Consider the following 24457-nt stretch of genomic DNA (forward strand, 5'->3'; position numbering starts at 1 on the left):
TGATCCTGTGGCGAGGGGATTTATCCCCGTTGGGGTGCGAAGCGCCCCCAAACCCGTCGACTCGATAAAGCTGGCAAACCGAGTTGCCTGATTTTAGGGCTGCTTCGCACCCCAGCGGGGATAAATCCCCTCGCCACAACAGTGCTTGGCTGAAGACCGAGGGGTTAAAACCCACCCTCTCCCAACAACCGATACCCCACCCCCGCCTCGGTCACAATGAACCGGGGACGCGTCGGGTCGTCGGCCAGCTTTTGACGCAGGTGGCCGACCACGATGCGCAGGTAGTGACTGTCCTCGGTGTGGGTCGGGCCCCAGATGTCCTTGAGCAACTGTTGTTGGGTGATGACCCGTCCGGGGTGCCGCGCCAGTTGCGCCAGCACGGCGTATTCCTTGCGGGTCAGGGCCACTTCGGCGCCGTCCAGCAGCACCCGGCGATACGCCAGGTCCACCGTCAGCGGACCGAACGTCAGCGCCGCTTCCCGGGCCTCGCCTGCCGGCGCCTGGCGCAAGAGGGCACGGACGCGGGCCAGGAACTCCTGGATGCCGAACGGCTTGGTCACGTAATCGTTGGCACCGTTATCCAGCGCCTCGACTTTCTGTGCTTCGCTGGCCCGCACCGAAAGCACCAGCACCGGCACCGTCGACCATTGGCGAAACTCGCACAGCACCTGCTGGCCATCCATGTCCGGCAGGCCCAGGTCGAGCACCAGCAGATCAGGCTTGTTCAAGGCTGCCTGAGCCAGGCCTTCGGCCCCCGTACCGGCCTCCAGCACCTTGTAGCCCTGGGAGGTCAGGCTGATGCGCAGGAATTTGCGGATCTGCGGTTCATCATCGATGACCAGGAGGGTCGCGGTTTGGCTCATGGGTTTCGTTCGCTACAAATCAATGGCAGAGAATAACGTAGCCCGGCTCAGGCTTCATCGTCCATGCCCGGTTGTGCCTGCAATGGCAGGTGCAGGGTGATGCAGGTGCCGCGCCCGTCGAGGCCATCGCCCACGCTGATCCGCCCGCCATGGGCGCCCACCATGCCCTGACAGATCGCCAGCCCCAGTCCCGTGCCCTGCCCGCCCCGATCGCCACGGGCAGCGGTATAGAACATGTCGAAGATTTTCTCCCGCTCTTGCTCAGGAATCCCCGGCCCTTCATCGGCCACGGCAAACAACACTTCACTGTCCGTCGTGCCTGCGCTCAGTTGCAGGCGCCCATGAGCCGGCGAAAAACGCGCGGCATTCTCCAGCACATTCACCAGAGCCTGTTCGATCAGCGCCGCGTGGACATGCAGCAATGGCAATGGGTCGGGCACCTCGACGCTGACCATCAGCGGCGCCAGCACCGCCCGCAGGCGATTCAATGCGCTGCCGATGATATCCGCCGGCGCCACCCAGTCCCGCGCCAGTTTCAGGGCGCCGTGGCCGAGACGAGTCATGTCCAGCAGGTTCTGGATGTAGCGGTCCAGACGCTCGGCTTCATCGCGAGTGCCTTCGAGCAACTCGCGACGATCCGCCAGCGGGATCGCCTCCCCCAGCGCCAACAGGCTGTCGATGCTGCCGCGCATGGCGGTCAGCGGCGTGCGCAGATCGTGGGACACCGAGGCCAACAAGGCGCTGCGCAGTTGCTCGGTCTCACCGTGCAAGCGCGCCGCCTCGAGATCCTGAGCCAATTGCGCCCGGGCCAGCGCCTGGGCCAGCGGCTGGCTGAGGGCCGCCAACCAGCGCCGACGTTGACCACTCAAGGGACTGTCGTTTTTTGAACGCACGCCCAGCAACGCCAGCGGTCCACCTTCCACCGACAACGGCCACCACCACCAGCGTCCGGACGGCAGTGTCCCGGTCCCTGCGCCGGCCGGCTGATCGTGCTGCCAGGCCCAGTCGGCCGCCGCGCGTTCGGCCTCGACGAACGTCAGCGACTCGGCGGTCTCGACCTTCCAGCCACCCTGGCCATCTCGGTTGAGCAGGCACAGCTGCAAGTCGTGCCAGCCATTGAAGTGCTGCGCGGCGGCGCTGATCACCGCCTGGCGGTCGGTGGCAGCCGTGAGCTTGCGCGACAGATCGAGCAATTCGCCGGTTTCCTGCTGGGTGTCGCGTAACGCCTGCAACTGCCGACGCTGGCGGGCAGCGAGGTTGCCGGTCAGGGCTGCCATCAGCAGGAAGAACACCAGCGTCAGCACGTCTTCGTCGCGCTGGATGGTGAGGGAAAAATTCGGCGGGATGAACAGAAAGTCGTAGGCCAGGAACGACAGCGCCGCGCAAGCCAAGGCCGGGCCGAGGCTGCTGCGCACCGCCACCAGCAAGACCGCCATCAGAAACACCAGGGAGATATTGGGCAATTCCAGCAGCCCCGAAATACCCCAGGCCAATGCACTGGCCGCCACGGTCGCCAGCAACGCCAACACGTAGTCGAAGCCAGTCTGGACGCGGCTCGAATAAACGCGGGCGGGACGCAATTGTTCATCGCTGTCCAGTACGTTGATCTCCAGCCCCCGAGCATCGCGCAACAAGCGTGAGGCCAGGCCGCCGCCGAACCATCGTCTGCGCAAACGCGGTCGGGACTGCCCCACCAGGAGCAGAGTGGCCCGACGTTCGATGGCATGCTGGACCAGGGTCCTGGCCACTTCACCGGCCCGCAACAACACCACCTCACCGCCAAGACGTTCCGCCAGTTGCTGGGCGTTTTGCAGGCGCTGGCGCGAGATCTCGTCCCGGGCGCCACCGTTGTCCACATGTACCAGGCTCCACGGCAGGTGCCGACGCTGGGCGACGCGGCTGGCATGGCGCACCAGGCGCTCGGCTTGAGCGTCGCCGTCCACCCCCACCAATAACCGCCCCCGCACCACCGGGGCGGCCTGCCCCAGTTGCCGATAGCCCAGCGCCAGATCGTTGTCCACTTGCGCGGCGGCGGTCTGCATCGCCAGCTCACGCAGGGCCGTCAGGTTGGTCTGGGTGAAGAAAGCATCGATTGCCGCGCGGGCCTGCTCCGGCACATAGACCTTGCCGTCGCGCAGGCGCTCCAGCAGTTCACGGGGCGGCAGGTCGATCAGCAGCAGTTCATCGGCCTCCTGCAGGACCCAGTCCGGCAGCGTTTCGCGAACCTGCACCCCGGTGATGCCGCGCACCTGGTCATTGAGACTTTCCAGGTGCTGCACATTGACGGTGGTGTAGACGTCGATGCCGGCCGCAAGCAGCTCTTGAATGTCTTGCCAGCGCTTGGCGTGGCGGCTGCCGGGGGCATTGCTGTGGGCCAGCTCGTCCACCAGCACCAGGCTTGGCCGGGCGGCGAGCAGACCGTCGAGATCCATTTCTTCGAGCGTCACACCACGGTATTGGGAGCGCACCAAAGGCTGTTGCACCAAGCCGCCGAGCAGCGCTTCGGTTTCGGCTCGACCGTGTGTCTCCACTACGCCGACGATGACTTTCACGTTCTGCCGCAACTGGGTGTGGGCCGCTTGCAGCATGGCGTAGGTCTTTCCGACACCCGGTGCCGCGCCAAGAAAGACCTTGAGCCGACCGCGGCCAGCGCGAGGCAGATTGGCTAACAGGGCGTCGGCGCGGCCGGAGTCGCTCATGGTGTGGTTCTCTTGCTTTCGGGTACTGAGGGCACGCCCATTCTCACAGGCTCCATGGAGTCCTTGTGGGAGCGAGCCGGCTCGCGATGACGATGTATCAGCTTGCAGCTGTGTGACTGATACACCGCTATCGCGAGCAGGCTCGCTCCCTCAAAGGGGGTTACAGCTTTTCCAGCGCCAGGTTCAACGCCAGCACATTCACCACCGGCGGCCCCACCAGAGGCTGCTCGATGTGAGTGTCGAGCAGATGCTGCAAGGTCGGGACCGACAGGTTACGCGCCGCGGCGACTCGCGCCAGTTGATAGGCAATCGCTGTCGGTGGCAAGTGTGGATCCAGTCCGCTGCCGGAAGTGGTCAACATTGCCAGCGGCACCGGTCCCTGACCCGGCACCAGAAGCCTGTGGGCATCATCGATGATCCGCGTGGCCAGGGCCGGATTGCTCGGGGAGAGATTGCTCGCGCCACTGGCAACCGTGGCGAAGGCACCGGCCGAGGGACGTGGATGAAACCAGGCATCCCCCTGGAAATCCTGGGCGATCAACAGGGAGCCACGGACCTTGCCGTCGGCGCCCTCGACAAGGCTGCCGTTGGCCTGGAAGGGAAAGGCGACTTGCGCCACGCCCGTGACCAGCAGCGGGTAGGCGACCCCGGTGATCAACGTCATCAGGAGCAGCAGGCTCAAGGCCGGGCGAACTAATCTGAACATTCCAAAATCCTCAGTTGAAAACACATCTGTAGCGAGGGCGCAGGCGATAACGACGTCAAACCAGCCCCAACGCCGTCAGCAACATATCGATCGCCTTGATGCCCACGAACGGCACCACGATCCCGCCCAAGCCATAGATCAACAGATTGCGCCGTAGCAATGCCGCCGCGCTCGCCGCCTGCACCCGCACGCCGCGCAGGGCCAAGGGGATCAGTACGACGATGATCAGCGCGTTGAACACAATGGCCGAGAGAATGGCGCTCTGCGGACTGCTCAGGTGCATCACGTTCAACACACCGAGCTGTGGATAAATCGAGGCGAACAACGCCGGCAGGATCGCGAAGTACTTGGCGACGTCGTTGGCGATGGAAAAGGTGGTCAGTGCCCCACGGGTCACCAACAGTTCCTTGCCGATCTGCACCACGTCCAGCAACTTGGTCGGGTCGCTGTCGAGGTCGACCATGTTGGCCGCCTCCCGCGCCGCTTGCGTGCCATCGTTCATCGCCATGCCCACATCGGCCTGGGCCAGGGCCGGGGCGTCGTTGGCGCCGTCGCCGCACATGGCGACCAGCCGACCATCATTCTGCTCATGGCGGATACGCGCCAGCTTCTTCTCCGGCGTGGCCTCGGCCAGCACGTCGTCGACGCCCGCTTCGGCGGCAATAGCGGCGGCGGTCAGCGGGTTGTCACCAGTGACCATCACGGTACGGATGCCCAGCTTGCGCAACTCGGCGAAACGCTCGCGGATACCCGGTTTGACCACATCCTTGAGATGGATCGCGCCCAGCAGCTTGCCATCCACACACACCAATAAGGGCGTGCCGCCGCTCTGGGCAATCTTGTCGACCTCTCGGGCAAGCATCGCTGGCAACTGGTTGCGCGACAGGCCGATAAAACCCAGCAGCGAATCCACCGCTCCCTTTCGGTATATCCGCTCCTGATGATCGACACCGGACAAACGGGTTTCCGCGCTGAACGGTACCGCCGTCAGCGATTCCAAGACAGGCTCGGGTTGTGGATGCAAATCTCGCAGGTATTCCACGATGGACTTGCCTTCCGCCGTGTCGTCCGCCAACGAAGCCAACAGCGCGCCTTCGGCCAGCGCCTTGATGCTCACACCAGGAGCGGCATGAACCGCTGCACAACGACGATTGCCGAACGTGATGGTGCCGGTCTTGTCCAGCATCAGCACGTGCACATCCCCCGCCGCTTCCACCGCGCGACCGGATTTGGCGATCACGTTCAGGCGCACCAGCCGATCCATCCCGGCGATGCCGATGGCCGACAGCAACCCGCCGATGGTGGTGGGAATCAACGTGACCAACAGCGCCACCAGGAACACCAGCGGCAGGCTGCCGTTGGCGAAGTGGGCGAACGGTTGCAGCGTCACCACTACCAACAGGAAGATCAGGGTCAGGCCGATCAACAGGATGTCCAGCGCCACCTCGTTCGGCGTCTTCTGCCGCTTGGCGCCTTCGACGAGGGCGATCATGCGGTCCAGGGTCGACTCACCGGGGTTGCTGGTAATACGCACCAACAACCAGTCGGAAACCAGACGCGTGTTGCCGGTGACCGCCGAACGATCACCGCCGGATTCACGAATGACCGGCGCAGACTCACCGGTGATCGCCGCCTCGTTGACCGCGGCAATACCCTCGATCACCTCGCCGTCGCCCGGAATCATCTCCCCTGCTTCGACGCGCACCACATCGCCTTTGCGCAAACGGGTGGCGGGGACGACTTCAAAACCATTGGCGGTCCGGCGACGTGCACTCAGACCTTCACTGCCAGCCTTGAGGCTGTCGGCCCGGGCCTTGCCGCGCCCTTCGGCCAGGGCTTCGGCGAAGTTGGCGAACAGCACGGTGAACCAAAGCCAGAGCGCGATCTGCGCGGCAACGAACGTCGGCACGGCACTGTCGGGAATGAAGCACAGCACAGTGGTGAGTACTGCCGTCAGCTCCACCACCAGCATCACCGGTGCACGGTGCAACTGGCGCGGATCGAGTTTGACGAAAGCTTGTACCAACGCCGGCCGCCACAGGGCGGAGATGGAGGTTTTCGTTGCTTGCGGTGCTTGGGTGGTAACCGCTTGCGGTGCGGGCATATTCATCATCGGATCCTCAGAAGCCCATGCTCAGGTGTTCGGCAATCGGGCCCAGGGCCAGGGTCGGCAGGAAGGTCAGGCCGCCCACCAGCAAAATGGTCACGGTCAGCAAGGTCACGAACAACGGGCCGTGGGTGGGGAAACTGTTCTGGCCGATCGGGGCGGTTTTCTTCAGTGCCAGACTGCCGGCCAACGCCAGCACCGGCAGGATGTAGCCAAAGCGGCCGATCAACATGCCCAAGCCCAGCATCAGGTTATGGAACGGCGTGTTCGCACCAAATCCGCCGAACGCCGAACCGTTGTTGGCCCCCGCCGACGTATAGGCATACAGCAACTGGCTGAAACCATGGGCGCCTGGGTTGCTCACCGCAGCGGCAGGCCCGGGCAGGCTTGCGGCGACGGCGCCCAGCACCAGTACGCTCACAGGCATGACCAGCAGGGTTACCACCAGCAGTTGCACTTCCCGGGCACCCAGTTTCTTGCCCAGGTATTCCGGGGTGCGGCCAATCATCAAGCCGGCCAGGAACACCGCGATCAGCACGTTCAGCAACATCCCGTAGAGCCCGGCCCCGACGCCACCGAAAATCACTTCGCCGACCATCATGTTCACCAGCGCGACCATGCCGCTGAGGGGGTTGAGGCTGTCGTGCATGGCGTTGACCGAGCCGTTGGACGCCGCCGTGGTGGTCACCGACCACAACACCGTGGCGGTGGTGCCGAAACGCGCCTCCTTGCCTTCCAGCGGTGCGGTCTGCTCCACAGCCACATTGGCCAATGCCGGATTGGGTTGGTACTCGGCCCACAACGAAGTCGCGCCGCCGATCAAGAAAAGCGCGAGCATGCAGGCAATGATCGCCCGACTCTGACGCAGATCCTTGACGTAGTGGCCGAACGTGAACACCAGCGCGGCGGGAATCAGGATGATCGAAGCGAGCTCGAACAGGTTGCTCCAGGCCGTCGGGTTCTCGAACGGATGCGCCGAGTTGACGCCGAAGAAACCGCCGCCATTGGTGCCCAGTTGCTTGATCGCAATCTGGCTCGCAGCCGGGCCCAGCGGGATCACCTGGTCAGCCCCTTGCATCGTCACCCCGTGCACATAGTGCGCGAACGTCTGCGGCACGCCCTGCCACACCAGGAACAGCGCCAGCAACAGGCACAGCGGCAACAACCCGTAGAGGGTGGCCCGGGTCATGTCGACCCAGAAATTGCCAAGGGTCCTGGCCGATTTACGCCCGATCCCGCGACACAGCGCCACCAGCACAGCCAGGCCGGTGGCAGCGCTGACAAAATTCTGCACAGTGAGACCTATCATCTGGCTCAGGTAGCTCAGGGATGCTTCACCGCTGTAGGACTGCCAGTTGGTGTTGGTCATGAAACTCACGGCCGTATTGAAGGCCTGAGTCCATTCCATGCCGGGCACTTGCTCGGTGTTGAGCGGCAAGTGCCCCTGCAACAGCAGCATCGCGAACAGCAACACGAAACCCGTCAGGTTGAAGGCGAGCAACGCCAGGGTGTATTGCTGCCAGCTCTGCTCCACCTGCGGATCCACTCCCGACAGCCGATAACAGCCTCGCTCCAGCGGCCCGAGGACCGGCGAAAGCCAGGTGCGCTGCCCCTCCATGACCTTGTAATAGAACCGCCCGAGCAATGGGGCCGGAATCAGCACCAGCGCGAAGAAGGCGAGGATCAGCCCATAGTCATAACCGTGCATAACCGCTCCTAGTTCCGGTCCGCGCGCAACAGCGCAACCAGCAGATAGATAAACAGCGCCACTGCCAGCAGCAATGACACCCCGTCCAGGACACTCATGGGGTTTCTCCGTGGTGCGGCGTCGGGCCGCGTGTGGAGTGATTGTCGGCAGGGAGGCTGTAAAGGAACGAGACCGAGGGTGGGGTCGAGGGATAAAGAATTCGTAAAGAATGAGCGATGACCTGACGATCGCGTTATGAGATGCATCCGCTAGAACAGGGGTAGTATTGAACCACTGCGAGCAACCTTCGCTCATAAGTGGTAGGTGTGGCGGATTGGGTGAACGACGCCCACTGGCCCGCCCTCAAGGAGAGTCCTATGCCCTGGTATGCCTGGCTGATTTTGATCGTTGCAATCGGCTCGATCGTCGGAGGCCTGATGATGCTGCGCGACACCGCGAACAAGGTCGAACTGACTGATGAGCAACGTAAGCGCGTGGCCGAGAGGAATGCGGAGATGGATGCGAAGGAGGCCAAGGATCGTTGATGGCTTGAGCTGTCACCGCTTTTTTGTGGCGAGGGGATTAGCGAAACGTCGCGCCGCCCCTCGCCACAAAGGAAGTGTTATTTCTCCCAATCCGCCTTGGCAATCTGCAAGCCATGCAGCCCCTTGTAGGCCGCTCGCTCGGGCTGGCTCCAGCCATCCAGCAATGAATCCTCCAACCGATAGATCTCCACGCCCAGCGGACGACAGACGCTGAGAGGATCCTGTGCATCCGGCCCCCACATCGCCAACGACAAGTCACCACCAGGGCAAGTGGATAAGGCACAGAGCAGGTCGATCTCGGCAAAAAACTCCAGATAATCGCCCTTCTGCGCCGGACAGGCCTTCATGAAGTACATGTCGTCATGGTTGAGCCCGGTGCACTGGAAAATATTCAGCACATCGTGCACGTCGAACTCCGTAAGACCGTGAGGCAATACCGCACGGGTCAGGTTCGAATGGCAGTGATGATGGAAATCCTCACCGGTCAGCATCCTGTTCACGTAGGGGTCACAACGGGTCCCCAGCAAATCGTGTAGCCGCCCGCCATGCTCGTCGATGCCGTAGCCGGCCAGGCTGTCATCGGTGATGGTCACCAGGGGTCTCAAGAAAGGCAGGTTCGACCAGAGCCGGTCATGAGTGCTGACATGAGCGCCTTGCAGTTGCCGAGTGCGCGCCGCCCACAAGCGCTCCCGCGGATCGTGAGCGTTCCAGACGTTGAAATCGCCCACCTGCGGACCTACCGGAGTGGTGACGCGGAACACGTGCCCGGCCGGCACATGCCAGGCACGGCCGGTGCGGATCGGCACTTCGAATTGCTCGATCAGCGTGCGCTTGTCCTGTTGGGTGCGGATCCGGTCGTAGAAGGGCTTGTCCACCTGCAAGGCTGAGCCTTTGCTGACTTGGTAGGCGGCTGGGTAGTCTTTATACATAGCGCAGGTCCTTGATCAGGTGTGATGGGTGGGAGTCAGCAGTTGCACTGCCCAGGATGGCCTGAAGCTCCAGGGCGCGACGGGCCCTGAACAAATCTCGTCGGTCTCTTTTCCCGTCAGCGATTCCCGGGATGATTGTAATCAAGACCAGTGCCCGTCAGAGCTTGCCGAAATTGACACAGCAATAACCTTTGTCATCTTTTTCCTGCGCCTCCCTGAAAGGATACGGTACCCATTCGCACCGGGTGATCAACCCTGGACTGTTTAGTCCTTTTAGAAACGGCAATAACTTGCCGTTACTCAAGTCGCCGCCATAGCCAATTTCGGACACATAAAGCACGTGGATCGGTTGCTTATCGCGCAGATAGGCAAAATACGTCATGTGATCAACGACAACATTCTCTGCTGACTGCGCAGGTATATTGCATGATGCGCCCAACTTTGTAATTGATTCCAAATGAGGCTGTATACCAAACACCGGAATCGACAACGGCTGCCCAGGCAAGCTTGACTGGGTAAAAGCTGCATTGCCAACGAGTCCTGGCGTAACGAGCACCGACAATGTTACCAGCGACGCCGTCGCCAGGAGCAATAGAAGTGAATAAGCTGTCAGTACAGATACGTTGCTCAGCGTCGCTACGCGCCGGGTATGCATCAATAAGGCCGCGATGATAATGGAGACCGGCACGAATTGAACGCCAGCATAGAAATTCTGGATATTGTAAAAAAATGCGTTGCTCACATTTGCCCCGACCAACAATAGCGCCAACACCACCGGGACAGTGATTCGTCGACGGAATACTTGCAACAAAAACACCAGAACACTTAGAACGTGAGTCACGACTATAAATGCATACAGGACATATTCAATGGCAAAATTAAGGTATGGCAGTGCTCCAAAACCATCCCTAATCGGAGGCAGCCAACCGGATTGGTAAGTTGCATTAAAGGTCAAATGCGGCAACATCCGCTCAGGAAAGCTTATTAAATTGTTATAGGCAGCACTGAGGAACTCAAAGGGCGCGCTGAACAACATGCCCGGCAATAGGGTGTTAGCCGCTAACATCTGTTTTACATAGGGAGCATCCTGACAGCCCCCCAGTGCACCGAAATACAGGACAACCTGAACGCATAGGGCAAAGACGAATAGCAGCAGGCCATAACGAATCACCTTATGGTAGGTAGCCGTCGCCGACCAGACGGCCGCCAGCGCAAACGGCATGTAAAACAAGCTTTTGGGATGAGCATAGAAGAAGAAAGACAGCAAAAAGGCTAACCCTATCGCCATCGCCACTTGGGCACGTGGAGACTTTCCTTTCTTTAAGAACAGTGCAGACAAACAGAGCACCAGAATCGCCAGCACCAGAAGGTGCTCCGGACGCGACATAACCCACAAGAAAGGCAAGACACCCAGTGATGCCACTGCGACTAATCCAGCAAAACGTTGGACCGCTGCTCCCAAGTCGTGCGCCTGGCGCAAACACCAATAAGCCAGCAAACCGAACCATATCAACGCTAAAAAAATACCGCTTATCCGCAGGCCAAGCGGCCCGAGGTGGGCATATACAGCCGACAGAAACATCGCCACCGGATAAAATATCCAAGCTACCGCTCGCCCGGTGGTGGCCGTACATTGTGGAAACAAGGTAACCGAATTACCTTCCTCAAGAAAAAAACGCGCAATTCGGAACTTTGTCACCACCTCATCGGAATATATCGGGAGAAATATCCCACTCAATAATACTGCAAAAAACAATACCAGATAAAGAATCTGGATTTTTCTTATTAACACTTCTCTCATTCATGACATCCGGTCGAATCAAGATGGTCTTTCCATCTTCGTCAATAGAGGTTTACTCGTCGGCGCCTATGATAGCCGAATCCCGAGACCGAACCTATCATGTGTCCGTCGAGCCACACTATTTGCCGTGACATTCACTCGAGGTAACGCTTCGGACACCAACTGGCCCCTGCTCCAACTGAAGAAGCATCGCCTCCCCGTGACGTGACACCATCTCTTCCATGGCTTAAAATCCTTCCTTTTTTTCCGAAGATCCACTGAGGCTCCATCAATGACTGCCTGAAGTCGAGCGACGCCAGTGGCAGGTAAGCCTGACGCCGATCCAATCGGCTGCAACATGGCGTGCACAGCCAAGCGAAAAGCAGCGAATCTACAAGCCCGTAACATCCATGCAGGACGCATCGGCAGCCTGTGTCATCGTTCAATCCAATGGTCAGGATGAAGCTCAAGGTGATCGATAGAACCGTTTCAGTCAGCTTGGTTGTACCCGTTTATAAGAGCATGAGTACGCTCCCGGAGTTTTACGCACGTGCCCAAGCAGCCCTGGAGCAGACTTGCGATGACTGGGAGATTATTCTGGTGGACGATGCGAGTCCGGATCAGACTTGGTTTGCGGCACTCGCGCTCCACGAACAGGATCCGCGGGTCAAAGTCATTCGCTTCGCAAGGAACAAAGGGCAGCAACACGCCACCCTGTGTGGCATCAGCTACGCGTGCAAACGCTATGTCGTGACGATTGATGATGACCTGCAGTGTTTTCCTGAAGACCTGTCGCTCTTCATCGACCAGCTCCAGGCCGGCAAGCATGTCGTAATCGGCAAGATACCGATGGCCGAAAAACAACACAGTGCCTGGCGTAATCTGGCCTCCTGGCTTAACCAGAAACTAGTCAGCAAGGTGTTGGGCAAACCGACCGATTTCGGTCTTTCGAGCTACAGGGCGATGAGCCAGCAAGTGGCGAAACAGTTAGCCAGGTATCAAGGATCACATCCCCATATCGCCGCAATGCTGTTCAATTCGGTGCCCCTCAGCATGATGGCTAATGTGACCATCCGTCATGCACCGCGCGCGGACGGCGGTCCAAGCACCTACACTTTAGGCAAGATGTTCAAAACGCTGTCGTTCCTCATCATCAACTATTCGCTGCTGCCATTGCGCTATGTGGTGATTTGGGGATTCATGGTCAGTGCGTCGAGCATTTTCTTCGCCATATTCGTGCTGCTACGCACCTTATTGACCGATCATGTCGTACCCGGCTGGGCATCACTTGCTATCCTTGTGTCCTTTCTCACCGGTAACATACTCTTGGCTTTGGGCGTACAGGGTGAGTACCTCGGGAGGCTGGTAGAAAACGCAACTCACCTTAGCCAGTTCCCCATTATCGAAGAGCATGTAGATTAATAATGACCTCCGCCTATCGAGTCACGGATTACTTTCCAACCGAAGATACTTTAAATAGCGGTTTCTTTACGCACCTCGACGAAATTGAAGCACAGGCACCAGGCGCATTAGTGTACTGTCAGAACATTCATTACCTGCATAAAGCGCTGGCCGCCGTTAACGTGGCCTGTATTCTATGCCCTGAAAATCTTAAAGATGAAGTAAGGGATACAGAAAAAACCATTGTATTCTGCATCGACCCTCGCACCACCTTTTTTCGTCTCTACAACAGCTTCAACCAAGATGCTGGATACGCAACTCCGCCTCCCCCCATCATCGGAGACAACTGCAAGCTACACCCCAGCGCCGTTATCTCGCCATTGGCCAGACTGGGCAACAACGTCGAAGTTTCAGCGAATGTTGTCATTGAAGGTCCTGTCGAGATCGGAGACAACGTTTTCATCGGTTCGAATGCCGTAGTGGGCGCTGAGGGCCTCATCACCCTGCGCGACGGCGACGGCACACTGATGATGGTCAAGCATCAGGGTGGAGTACGCATCGGATCGGGCTGTCAAGTACTCGCTGGCGCGGTGATTGCACGTTCCTTATTCCAGCAACCGACCACCATCCACGATAATTGCCAGATTGGCATCATGAGCAATATTGGTCACGGCGCGGTGATTGGCAAAAATTGCGTGGTATCTGGCAATACCGTAGTCGCCGGGCGCTCTCGCTTGGGAGCAGGCGTATGGGTCGGTGCGTCCTGCTCCATCGCCCAGGGTCTGGTGATCGGGGATGCGGTACAAATAAAGATGGGCTCGGTAGTCATCAGCGACATCGCACCACATAGCGTTGTGTCCGGAAACTTCGCGATCAATCATAGAGCGAACATGACGGCCCATCTGGGGAAATTGAAGTGATGCATTCCATTGAACTTTCATTGGGTTTCAAGGGCAAACGGACTTATGTACATGGCTCCGACATGCTCAACGCCACAATGCAATCCATCATGGATCACACGCCGCACGCACGAATCGAAAAGCTCGACTTCAAAATAGGTACGATGACCAGTCATTTGCTCAATTGTTGTTGGTGGCCAAGATCCACTCCCCAGGCACCAGCGGGCAAAGATATCGCCAACTTCACCTTTTACCTCGATGGCGTTGAACATGAAGGTAGATTGACTCAGGCCGAAGGACTTGCCGAAGATCGACGCGCCTATGACGAGTCACTGATCGAAAGCAACTGCCGTTACTCCGATGCCAGGCATTCGATTAGCCTGACGAACATGCCAGCAGACTTTTCCTCGATAGAAGTGCTGATATACCTGAACAAGGCGTTACATCTCAAAGAACTGTGCCTACCCACCGGTTGCCAGTGGGTTTTCTGTCGCTGGGAAAGCCCCAAATGGCCGTTGAGTCATGACTTGAGCGGGGTGGAGCTGACGATCGAACAAACCCTGGGCACCCGATTGAGCCGTACTTGCATCGAACTCGGTGCGGAACAGATCGGAACCATTTACTTCAGCGCCCTCAAGGTCGATTGAAGGCTGCCGGGGATAAGGTCGCGAGCTGCATGCAGGACAGCCCCGGGACTGCTTGGATTGTGGCAAAATCCTCAGCCTTGAGCTTCGTGCCCGCCGCGAACTCGCCTTTAGCCGTTGCGTCATCATCCCGGCCTAAATCCTGACCGGATGACACCAGAAACCAGCACAAGGAAACACCACCGTGCCAACAACAAAAGAAACGATCATCGAACTCATTAGCAATGCCAATGTTGGAGCTGACGCCTCGTCATTACGTGACAACCTGAGATTGGTCGACCAGGGAATTGACTCCATGGACATTTTCGCCATCATGCTTGCGATCCAGGATCATTACCAGATCCAGATACCCGACAGCGACATTGAAAACCTTAAAACATTAAATGACCTGATCAGCTATATAGACTCAAAACAATCATAAGCGGCAGGATCAACGCTCAAGGTGAAATATCGTGCAAACAACTACTTGGCATGTTCACCGACTGTACAGGCACTTCCTCTGCGTTTAGCGAAGTGATCGCTTCTTCAACCATTGAGCAGCCCGCATGCCTGCAACGCTCTTAAAGCTGATTTTTGCCATTTTAATTTGTGTCTTCTTGGCAAAAACACTGGATATCCAGCTAGCATCATTAGTTGATGATGTTAAAGCATGGCATTATCTTGCGTTGGCTGCGGGCATCCCCCTGACGCTAAGCTCGTTTTTTTCCATCAGTCGCTGGCAAGTATTTTTACGACTTAACTCAATTGACGAAGCGTTACCCAGCTTATGGAAGATGAGCTTGATCTCTCAGTTTCAAGGGTTGGTCTTCCCATCGTCACAGGGCGGAGACGCTTTTCGTATGTTCCATATCGAACGGCGTCATCCGGATAAGCGGGGCACGGCTGGCAGCACCGTCATCATTGAAAGGATGATAGGCCTATTGGTGCTATGCGCTCTTACCCTTTGCGCCCTGCCTTTCCTACCGAGCTCAGAAAACTATACTTCTCTCATCATTACCGTTTTCGTTATCAGTTGCATCGCTATAAGCACACAAATTCTATTCAGCAGTAGAAAAATACACGCCTTCTATAGCCATCTCGTTTTTCAGAACTCGCTACTGTCCCGTCTATTAGGATATATAGAAAAATTTCACGCCGGCATGGTTAGCTTTCCTTATCAACGAGCACTTAGAAATTCTTTACCCTATATCCTATGCTACCAAGTATCTTTGATAACGGTAGTATATCTGGTGTTTCGAGCGTACGGTTACAACATCCCCTTCGTTCAACACTTCGCGTTATATCCTGTCATTGCTATCCTGACCATGATTCCATTGACCATTGGCGGGCTCGGCGTGCGGGAAGGTTTTTTTGTATATTTTTATGGTTTGCTAGACGTACCGGCCAACATAGCCGTAAGCGCTTCCCTTGCAAACTACGCGCTGATGGTACTAATCCCCGCCGCTTGCGGAGGAGTTATTTATTTGTGGGATACCATTCGGGACAATCGTCTGAAGCGCACCAATTAACAGAGAGCTTGGTCAATGAACTCAGATCGCAACCCGTTTCCCAAGTCCGCCTTCGAAGTACTTGCCCTGGCTGAGGCACGCCATTGGTGGTTTCGGGCCCGTAACCGCGTAATTATGTGGATATTGAAATCTCGTATCGGCAACATTCACAATTTTCTGGAGATTGGTTGCGGCACTGGCTTTGTGCTCGAAGGCATTCACCAGGCGTACCCCGAGGCAACCCTTCATGGAACTGAGTTTTACGAAGAAGGCTTGGCGCATGCACGTCGACGGTTGCCCAAGGCAAACTTTGAAAAGCTCGACGCTCGCACCATGACCGATGTAGAAGGATTCGACGTGATTGGCGCTTTTGATGTCATCGAGCATATAGAAGAAGACGAGCAGGTCCTGACGAATCTTTCACGCGCACTGCATAAAAATGGGCATTTATTGCTGACTGTTCCCCAGCACAAATGGCTTTGGTCTGCGGCTGATGAACGTGCCTGTCATGTACGCCGCTATACTCGTCGCGAACTGATCGCCAAAGTGAAAGGCGCGGGTTTTGAAATTCGATATGCTACATCTTTTGTTAGTTTTCTTGTTCCCCTGATGTGGTTGGCCAGGCAGCGTACTGGACAAAAGGATGCAGAAGTGAACAGCGAGTTCAATATTTCCGAGCGAACTAATCGGATCTTGGAGCTCGTCATGAAGGTAGAGCTTGTTTTTTTAAAGGCAGGTATCACGTTCCCCTTCGGGGGCTCGCTCCTGTTGTTAGCTAGGAAACAATAATCCGGAGACATGCAGTGAGCGACTTTAAAATCCCCTTTAATCGCCCTTACATGACGGGTAAAGAGCTTTACTATATCGCCGAAGCAAAATTCCTCAATAAACTCTCTGGTGACGGCCCCTTCACCCGGCGTTGCCATCAGTGGCTGGAACAATATAGCCACAGCGAAAAAGTATTATTGACACACTCATGCACTGCAGCCTTGGAAATGTCCGCGCTACTGCTGGATATTCAGCCTGGGGACGAAGTCATCATGCCGTCTTACACATTCGTTTCCACCGCTAATGCATTTGTGTTGCGCGGTGGGATACCCGTGTTTGTAGATATCAGAGAAGACACTTTAAATTTGGACGAAAGGTTGATTGAAGCCGCGATCACACCTCGCACCAAGGCAATCGTTGCGGTTCACTACGCAGGAGTCGCGTGTGAAATGGACACGATAATGGAGATCGCCCGTCGGCATGGTCTTCATGTGGTCGAAGATGCCGCGCAGGGAGTCATGTCCTCATATAAGGGAAGGGCCCTAGGCAGCATCGGGGACTTAGGGGCTTACAGCTTCCATGAAACCAAGAACGTGATTTCCGGTGAAGGAGGAGCGCTATTGGTTAATGATCCGTCCATGTCGTTACGCGCGGAGATCATCCGAGAGAAAGGTACGGACCGAAGTCGCTTTTTCAGGGGTGAGGTTGACAAGTACACCTGGCAAGAGGTTGGTTCCTCGTATCTACCAGGTGAGTTGACCGCTGCTTTTCTTTGGGCACAGCTGGAAGAAGCACAGTCGATTACACAAAACCGCCTGGATAGCTGGAACTACTATCACCAAGCATTCGAAGGACTCGAATCGTTAGGCGCGTTACGTCGCCCGATCATTCCGACAAATTGCACACACAATGCGCACATGTATTATGTTTTGCTTGCTCCCGGCATCGACCGTCAACGCACGATTGATAAACTCAAGCACGACAATATTTACTCGGTGTTCCACTACGTGCCGTTGCACTCCTCACCGGCAGGGGTGCGTTACGGACGCAGCCATGGCGTGATGACAAATACAGACAACCTATCGGAACGCTTGATCCGCCTACCGCTGTGGATGGGGCTGACCAAGGAGCAGTTGGCGGGCATCGTCGACTCACTAGAACGCGCGATTTCTTGAAGAGCGCCACGCGCCGTGTGGCTTCTCTGCAATCGCAAAGGTACGAAGACAGAAATCGGCATGCGGGTCCGCATCTAACGATTCGATAGATTGAGGTCAGGAGAAACGCAATGACCTCATCCTGTTGAACGCTGAGTCATGACAGCCTGGCCCTGGAAAGAAATGGGGAGTACAACAGCCGAGGTCACGGCGTAGCTGTGAAAGTGGGGTTCATGGAGCGCTTACCAAGATTGCGCCTACGTTGGGCCGACATGCAAAAAAGCCGGTCGTCAAGACCGGCTTTTTTCGCTAGGGCGACTGTATCTCAATTCACCTCCAGCTTGTCGCGATTCCTGTCTACAATAGACTTGCCAATCCCTTTAACCTCAAGCAACTCTTCTACCGATGAAAACGGTCCATTACTTTCGCGATAAGCAACAATCGCGTCAGCCTTCGCCTTGCCAACCCCCGCAAGCTCTCGTTGCAGGGTCGCGGCGTCAGCACTGTTAAGATCGATTCTCCCGGGAACAGACGCTGCCGCTTGTGTGACCAGCGGCGACGACACAGCTTCCGAATTGGCGGCCGGTGCGGCGACAACAGCTATTGAAGCGCTGGTCAGAAGGGCAAAAACCAAGGAGGAGAAATAGCTTGTACGCATTAATGAAGCTCCATGACATCGTTAAGAAAGTAGCAGCTCTCCGAAGCTGCTTCCTAAACCTAGGCGAGAATGGGGCACTGTCAAAAATTCGTACGTTACAATCTGTGTAACAATCAGGGTTCGACGCGGCGCTGTTGATAAATCCAGTCCACGATTTCACCTTCAGGAGCATAGCCACTGACTGTATCTCGCAGGAGTTGCCGGACTCGAGCGTAATCGTATTGATCGATAGCCGTCAGCAATTCGTCCAGCTTTACCTTGAGCACATCCCATGAAAGGTAGCTTTCCGTGGCCCTCATGATCATTGGGTGTTGTGTCGCCTCGACGTTATCCCCAATCAACAACTCCTCATATAGCTTCTCACCTGGGCGAAGCCCCGTGAACTGGATAGCGATATCTCCATGAGGATTTTTTTCAGATCGCACACTTAGCCCCGACAGATGAATCATCTTTTCCGCCAGTTCCACTATTTTCACCGGCTCGCCCATATCGAGAACAAAAACATCTCCTCCCTGCCCCATTGACCCAGCCTGGATGACAAGTTGAGAAGCCTCAGGAATCGTCATGAAATAGCGAGTGATTTTAGGGTGAGTGACCGTCAGGGGACCGCCAGATTTGATCTGCTTATGAAAAAGAGGAATAACCGAGCCGGACGACCCCAATACGTTGCCGAACCTGACCATAGTGAAGCGGGTTTTGTTGACTCTGGAGACGCAAGTTCTATCGCCAAACAACACTGGCGCCTTTTCGCAACTAAGTGCTTGCAGAGTCAACTCGGCGAGCCGTTTGGTACTGCCCATTACATTCGTAGGGCGCACAGCCTTATCAGTGGATATCAGGACAAAATTCTCGACCCCTGCCTGCAGCGCGGCTTGAGCCGTATATAACGTTCCAATGACGTTATTCAACACCCCTTCCGCGATATTATGCTCGACCATAGGGACGTGCTTATAGGCGGCTGCGTGGTAAACCGTATTCACCTTCCACGTTTTCATCACATCCAGCAGTTTTTCCTGATTTCGCACAGATCCGAGGATAGGAAATAGGCGAACATTCAGCGACTCACGCTCGACACGCTGCTCTAACTCCGAAAGAATACTGTAAAGATTAAATTCGCTATGCTCAAAAAGAATAAGCGTCTTCGGGTTCAATAGTAATATCTGCCGGCATAGCTCGGAACCGATCGAGCCGCCGGCACCAGTAACTAATACCGACTGATCTGTGATGCAGCGCTGCAATAAACTCTTTAACGCCGGCACCGCATCTCGACCCAGCAGGTCTGCTATATCAACTTCCTGAATATCATCAACTTTAACACGACCGCTGGCGAGGTCCATGAAGCCAGGAACACTACGGACATGAAGGGGAAACCCTTCCAAAAAACCAAGTATCTCCCGCCGACGCCCCCGTGTGGCGGAGGGTATCGCGAGCAATATTTCTTGCGCGCCTGTCTCTTCAATCATCTGTTCTATGTGTTTGGGCTTGTAAACTTGCAGTCCGGAAATAACTCGATCAGCAATACTGCTATCATCATCAATGAAAGCGACAGGACGCATGACACGCCCCATTCGTAATGCTGCAACTAACTGATTTCCTGCAGCTCCCGCACCGAAGATTGCAACTCTTGGCAGTCCGTCATCCCGGTTAGCGAACGGCACATGTTGCGCGGCGGCGAACCAATCCCCCAGAAAATATTGACGCATGGCCAGCCGCAATCCGCCAATCATTATTAAACTCAGCCACCAATAATTAAAAATTATGGACCGCGGCACGATATTCTGATGATTGCTATACCAATATAGGACCAAACCCAGAACCAATGATGAAAGGGTCACGGCTTTAATAATGGCGACAAGCGCGTCATTACCAAAATAGCGCATTACCGCACGATACATGCCAAAGCGTATAAACAGAGGGATGGCAACTATCGGAGCACTCAGGAACAACCAAGTATGGGCGACAAGCGGATTGACCATATCATCAAGGCCAAGGCGAACCAAAAAGGAAAGCCACAATGCGACCCATACCAGAACGACGTCAGTGGACACTTGAATAAGCCGTTTATGACGACGTGGCAGGCCCAGCAAAAATGTGCGTAACTTATCCATAAACCTGTCGAACACCTCGAAAACGCCCCTATTGATTATCTGTCACGAGCATACTTTTCCTAGCGTACCCGTCACGCCATGAATCCTGATTAGCACAGTAAAACGAAAACACAACACGCTTCGTAAACTCTGCGCCAGTCAATGTATTTACTCACCATCGATAATGAATGATCCGATGGGACAGATCCCATCTCAGCAACCTCGGCAAATCGCCAGCATCTCGAACCAGTAGGCCTCCGAGGCGAATACGGCGATTCAGATCAAGCTTCGGCTGGATCCTCAGCACTTACAAGCTTGTTGCAGCACTATCCGCATCACTTCGCATGTTTTTTGGATCTCCATATCAGTAAGCGTTGGATGCACCAGGAACATCAGGCTAGTCTCGCCCAGTTCCTTGGCCACAGGCAGCCGTACCTCAGGCCGCCACCCCGTGTCGTCAAAAGCTTTCTCTAGATAGACTTCAGAGCAAGAGCCTGAAAAGCATGGCACTCCCAGAGCATTGATTTCGGCAATGATACGGTCACGATTCCAATCGGACTTCAACTGCTGCGGCTCTACAAAGACATAGCATTTATATGCAGCATGGACATGATCCTCAGGAACATCGGGCACCCGTAAACCTTTCAACTCCCGGGCATGCGACCAGATACGTTCAGCATTACGGATCCGGCTGTCGTGCCATTCCTGCATGCGACGAAGCTGTATTCGCCCCACGACGGCCTGCAATTCCAGCATACGCCAATTCGTACCAAAGCTTTCATGTAACCAGCGGAATCCTGGTTGATGCTCACGTTCGTAGATCGCATTCCAACTCTTGCCATGGTCCTTGTATGACCACATTTTCAACCAAAGGTCTCGATCATTCGTCGTGACCATCCCACCTTCACCGCCGGTGGTCATGATCTTGTCCTGGCAGAATGACCAAGCTCCTATATGACCAATGGAACCAACAGCCCGCCCCTTATACCTAGCACCGTGTGCTTGAGCGCAGTCTTCGATTACCTTGAGACCATGAAGGGAGGCGAGTTCCATGATCGGATCCATATCACAAGGCCACCCAGCAAGATGAACACAGATTATTCCCCGGGTCCGAGGCGTCAACACCGACTGGATAGTCTCTGCCGTTATGTTCTGGGTATCCCGATCCACCTCGGCGAAAATGGGAACCGCCCCGGCATTGACGATGCTGGAAACTGAAGCAAGAAAGGTTCGAGGGGTGACGATGACCTCGTCTCCAGGGCCAATATCAAGAGCCTTCAAAGCGAGATCAAGCGCAACGGTGCCGTTCGTCAGGGCGACAGCGTGCGCTGTGCCAGCCCAAGCGGCGAACTCCTTCTCAAACTCGCGACACTCTTGTCCAGTCCAGTAGTTGACCTTATTGGACAACACTACATCACGAACGGCATTGGCCTCTTCCTCTGTGAACGAAGGCCAAGGAGAAAATGGAGTATTCAACACGTTTTTTACCTGTCATCCAGAATTAATAAAGAATCGTCGAAAACTCAAACGGCCAGTCCGTCTTGCGGATTCATTGGTAAAGCTCAGGGGCTGACAATCTCACGAGCGGGTGTCCCTACCACTGTCATGTTATCAGATATATCACACACCACCGTGGAGCCTGCTCCCACCGTTACGTTAACGCCGATGCTGAGCACCTGCCTGACACTCGCTCCGATACCAATCCAGCTTCCATCACCGACGCTTACGGCCCCCGCCAGTCGAGCGCCTGGACTGACATGCACACATAAACCAAGAACGCAGTCGTGATCGACACTACAGCCGGTGTTCAGGATCGCTCCTCCACCAACAGAGGCGTAGGCATTGACTACCGCAGACGCGAATACGACGCTTCCAGGACCGATGTCAGCGTATCGACTTACAGTGGACGAAGGATGCACCAGTACTGGCAGTCTCGCACCAGAAGCTTTTAGCTCGTCAATTTTATTCCGCCGAATTCGGTTGTTGCCAATAGCCACCAGTACACCGTCGAACTCCTCCACGCGAGCAACTAGATCTTCGGTGTTACCAACTACCGGCCATACCCCGATGGAACTGACGCTTGGCCACGCATCGTCAAAGAACTCGATAGCTTGCCATCCGCAGCACTCTGCTGTGTCGGCGACAACCTTCCCATGGCCACTCGCCCCAAGAATCGCCAACCTCTTCATTTCTTTGAACCCGTGAACCTGGGCATTGTAACTTCGCCCTCGGCACTGATTCCGTCGCGGATCAGTACCTTTTTTAGCGTGAGGAAGATAATTTTAAGATCAAGCCACAATGACTGATTTTCTACATACCAAACATCAAGCTGAAATTTTTCGTCCCAAGACAAAGCATTGCGACCGTTTATTTGAGCCCAACCGGTCACGCCTGGACGTACATCGTGCCTACGGACTTGCATCTCATCGTACAGAGGCAGATATTCCATCAGCAGCGGACGTGGCCCAACCAGGCTCATATCTCCCTTGATCACATTCCAGAGCTCAGGCAACTCATCCAGACTACTCGACCGAAGAAATCTGCCAAAGTCCGTCATACGTTCAGAGTCAGGTAGCGGGTGACCTTTAGCATCCATGGCATCTCGCATAGTACGAAATTTCACCATCTCAAAAGGTATACCTCCAAGACCGGGCCTCACTTGACGGAACAGAATCGGTGATCCTAATCGCTTGTGAATCAAGTACGCGACGATCGCTATCACGGGAGACAGGACAATCAATCCGGCCAAGGAGGCCACAATATCGAAGACACGTTTTAACATCGGAGCTCCATGGAAAAACAGCTTACTATTCAGATTCTATTTCGATAATCGCCTGAAGTGTGCCGCAAAACGTTCAACACCTACCTGCAAGGACAGTTCCTTACGATAAAACGTCTGTCCATTTTCAGCCATCAGAGCACGCCCCTCCTCGGAAACTTCCATCAACCCAATGATAGCCTCAGCAAGCGCCCGGGGATTGTCTGACTCACTGACAACACCACAACCAGCATCGCGTATGAGGTCAGCCGCATCACCTTCCACAGCCATCAATATTGGCTTCCCAGCCGCCATATATGCCTGGGTTTTGGAAGGAATGGTGATCCTGAACAACGGATCTTTCTTCAAATGCACAAGCAATGCATCAGCGCCGGCTAAATAAGCACCTACTTCAGACATAGGAACGGCTGGCAGAAAAAAAATATCCTGTAGCTTTTCCCTTTCGACAAGTGCCTCCAACCTCGAGGCCTCTACTCCGCCACCGAGAAAAACAAACGCCACTTGTTTGTTTTTTTCCCGCAGCAACTGAGCAGCTTCAATAACTGTATCCAGCGACTGTGCCTTGCCCATATTTCCAGCAAATAATATTCGAAACTTAGTGGTCTCTGGAAATTGATCAGGAAGGCTTACCGAACTAGAACTAACCAAGTCCTCTGCACACCAGTTGTATATCACATCGATTTTTTGCTTGGGCACCCCCCGCTCAATTAACAAACGTTTGAACCCTGGCGACAACACCACGATCTGATCCACATGTCGATAAACCCAGCTGCACACGCTTGAGACAATTTTCAAGAGCTTTTCGCTGGAGAACATCCCCGTAGCTTTGAGCGTGTCTGGCCACATATCCTGAATGTCGTATACCACCGGTACTCGTCGAAAAAAACGAATGAGTGCCGCTGCAATTCCGACCGTCAACGGAGGATGGTAAGCGTAAATGACATCAGGCTTCTTTGCGCGAAGAAGCCCATAGAACAGGGCGCTGGCTGCAAAACTAACATAGTTCAGCACCCGCCCAATACCACTCTGCCCATGGCTCGGATAGAGCGGCACACGCGTTATAAGGATACCGTCAATCACTTCTCGTTGAAGTGCTTTAATTTTATAGCCAGGATACAACTTACCACCTGGATAATTGGGAAACCCCGTGACGACTTCAACTTCAAAGCCCTGCGCAACCAACTCACGAGCAAAAACCAGTCCTTTGAAAGTCGGCTCAGGATCAAACCACTGCGTGAGCAGCAACACACGAATAGCCATGCGT

22 protein-coding genes are annotated in these 24457 nt (G+C 55.6%); 8 read left to right on the forward strand and 14 right to left on the reverse strand.

All coding sequences use genetic code 11. The features are described 5' to 3' along the window. Positions 1–164: 164 nt before the first annotated feature. The 6 genes from CGA22_RS03330 to kdpF all read right to left on the reverse strand — a co-directional run bounded on the left by CGA22_RS03330 (position 165) and on the right by kdpF (position 8181). Positions 165–863: a response regulator gene (locus CGA22_RS03330; RefSeq protein ID WP_041020996.1), complete on the reverse strand. Its 699-nt coding sequence runs from the start codon at positions 861–863 to the stop codon at positions 165–167. Between the two features lie 47 nt (positions 864–910). Further along, positions 911–3562 (reverse strand): sensor histidine kinase, encoded by a 2652-nt coding sequence (locus CGA22_RS03335; RefSeq protein ID WP_041020995.1) that lies wholly within the window; start codon positions 3560–3562, stop codon positions 911–913. A 160-nt stretch (positions 3563–3722) separates the two neighbouring features. After that, positions 3723–4268 (reverse strand): potassium-transporting ATPase subunit KdpC, encoded by a 546-nt coding sequence (gene kdpC / locus CGA22_RS03340; protein ID WP_041020994.1) that lies wholly within the window; start codon positions 4266–4268, stop codon positions 3723–3725. Between the two features lie 55 nt (positions 4269–4323). Beyond that, complete coding sequence (gene kdpB / locus CGA22_RS03345) at positions 4324–6381, reverse strand: potassium-transporting ATPase subunit KdpB (RefSeq protein WP_411157112.1); 2058 nt, start codon at positions 6379–6381, stop codon at positions 4324–4326. Positions 6382–6388: 7 nt separating this feature from the next. Continuing rightward, on the reverse strand, positions 6389–8083 hold the full coding sequence (gene kdpA / locus CGA22_RS03350) for a potassium-transporting ATPase subunit KdpA (protein WP_041023806.1): 1695 nt from the start codon (positions 8081–8083) through the stop codon (positions 6389–6391). Between the two features lie 8 nt (positions 8084–8091). Beyond that, entirely contained in the window at positions 8092–8181 is a 90-nt protein-coding gene (gene kdpF, locus CGA22_RS03355; protein ID WP_003218754.1) for a K(+)-transporting ATPase subunit F, read from the reverse strand. Between the two features lie 258 nt (positions 8182–8439). On the opposite strand from kdpF, the gene CGA22_RS03360 reads away from it, so the two are divergent. Then, positions 8440–8607, forward strand: a complete 168-nt coding sequence (locus tag CGA22_RS03360; protein ID WP_003183831.1) for a DUF2897 family protein — start codon at positions 8440–8442, stop codon at positions 8605–8607. A gap of 77 nt (positions 8608–8684) precedes the next feature. Here the strand turns inward: CGA22_RS03360 and CGA22_RS03365 are convergent, their stop codons facing one another. Both CGA22_RS03365 and CGA22_RS03370 read right to left on the reverse strand, forming a co-directional pair. Further along, a complete protein-coding gene (locus CGA22_RS03365; protein WP_041023805.1) occupies positions 8685–9536 on the reverse strand; it encodes an urea carboxylase-associated family protein in 852 nt (283 codons plus the stop codon). 157 nt (positions 9537–9693) lie between these two features. Continuing rightward, positions 9694–11337, reverse strand: a complete 1644-nt coding sequence (locus CGA22_RS03370; RefSeq protein WP_041023804.1) for a hypothetical protein — start codon at positions 11335–11337, stop codon at positions 9694–9696. A 450-nt stretch (positions 11338–11787) separates the two neighbouring features. Between CGA22_RS03370 and CGA22_RS03375 the strand changes: the two genes are divergently transcribed. The 7 genes from CGA22_RS03375 (at position 11788) to rffA (ending at position 17690) form a co-directional block, all read left to right on the forward strand. Continuing rightward, positions 11788–12738 (forward strand): glycosyltransferase family 2 protein, encoded by a 951-nt coding sequence (locus CGA22_RS03375; RefSeq protein ID WP_188258476.1) that lies wholly within the window; start codon positions 11788–11790, stop codon positions 12736–12738. A 2-nt stretch (positions 12739–12740) separates the two neighbouring features. Then, positions 12741–13637, forward strand: a complete 897-nt coding sequence (locus CGA22_RS03380; RefSeq protein WP_041023802.1) for a DapH/DapD/GlmU-related protein — start codon at positions 12741–12743, stop codon at positions 13635–13637. Then, positions 13637–14263: a hypothetical protein gene (locus CGA22_RS03385; RefSeq protein ID WP_041023801.1), complete on the forward strand. Its 627-nt coding sequence runs from the start codon at positions 13637–13639 to the stop codon at positions 14261–14263. The genes CGA22_RS03380 and CGA22_RS03385 overlap by 1 nt, the downstream gene beginning before the upstream one ends. 181 nt (positions 14264–14444) lie before the next feature. Next, on the forward strand, positions 14445–14681 hold the full coding sequence (locus CGA22_RS03390) for an acyl carrier protein (protein ID WP_052435168.1): 237 nt from the start codon (positions 14445–14447) through the stop codon (positions 14679–14681). A 124-nt stretch (positions 14682–14805) separates the two neighbouring features. Further along, a complete protein-coding gene (locus tag CGA22_RS03395) occupies positions 14806–15768 on the forward strand; it encodes a YbhN family protein (protein ID WP_041023800.1) in 963 nt (320 codons plus the stop codon). A 15-nt stretch (positions 15769–15783) separates the two neighbouring features. After that, a complete protein-coding gene (locus CGA22_RS03400; RefSeq protein WP_041023799.1) occupies positions 15784–16536 on the forward strand; it encodes a class I SAM-dependent methyltransferase in 753 nt (250 codons plus the stop codon). A gap of 14 nt (positions 16537–16550) precedes the next feature. Then, a complete protein-coding gene (rffA, locus tag CGA22_RS03405; RefSeq protein ID WP_084213798.1) occupies positions 16551–17690 on the forward strand; it encodes a dTDP-4-amino-4,6-dideoxygalactose transaminase in 1140 nt (379 codons plus the stop codon). 304 nt (positions 17691–17994) lie between these two features. On the opposite strand, the gene CGA22_RS03410 is transcribed toward rffA, so the two are convergent. The 6 genes from CGA22_RS03410 to CGA22_RS03435 form a co-directional block, all read right to left on the reverse strand. Next, on the reverse strand, positions 17995–18327 hold the full coding sequence (locus CGA22_RS03410; RefSeq protein WP_041023798.1) for a ComEA family DNA-binding protein: 333 nt from the start codon (positions 18325–18327) through the stop codon (positions 17995–17997). Between the two features lie 113 nt (positions 18328–18440). Further along, on the reverse strand, positions 18441–20435 hold the full coding sequence (locus CGA22_RS03415; RefSeq protein ID WP_041023809.1) for a polysaccharide biosynthesis protein: 1995 nt from the start codon (positions 20433–20435) through the stop codon (positions 18441–18443). Between the two features lie 279 nt (positions 20436–20714). Next, positions 20715–21893 (reverse strand): DegT/DnrJ/EryC1/StrS family aminotransferase, encoded by a 1179-nt coding sequence (locus CGA22_RS03420; protein WP_041023797.1) that lies wholly within the window; start codon positions 21891–21893, stop codon positions 20715–20717. An 83-nt stretch (positions 21894–21976) separates the two neighbouring features. Continuing rightward, positions 21977–22603: an acetyltransferase gene (locus CGA22_RS03425; RefSeq protein WP_084213797.1), complete on the reverse strand. Its 627-nt coding sequence runs from the start codon at positions 22601–22603 to the stop codon at positions 21977–21979. Next, positions 22600–23196 carry a sugar transferase gene (locus CGA22_RS03430; RefSeq protein ID WP_041023796.1) on the reverse strand — a complete coding sequence of 199 codons (597 nt, stop codon included), beginning with the start codon at positions 23194–23196 and terminating at the stop codon, positions 22600–22602. The genes CGA22_RS03425 and CGA22_RS03430 overlap by 4 nt, the downstream gene beginning before the upstream one ends. 36 nt (positions 23197–23232) lie before the next feature. Then, positions 23233–24453 carry a glycosyltransferase family 4 protein gene (locus tag CGA22_RS03435; RefSeq protein WP_041023795.1) on the reverse strand — a complete coding sequence of 407 codons (1221 nt, stop codon included), beginning with the start codon at positions 24451–24453 and terminating at the stop codon, positions 23233–23235. Between the last annotated feature and the right edge of the window lie 4 nt (positions 24454–24457).

It is taken from the genome of Pseudomonas sp. PSB18 (genome assembly GCF_014596565.1).
In the GTDB taxonomy this organism is placed as follows: Bacteria; Pseudomonadota; Gammaproteobacteria; order Pseudomonadales; family Pseudomonadaceae; genus Aquipseudomonas.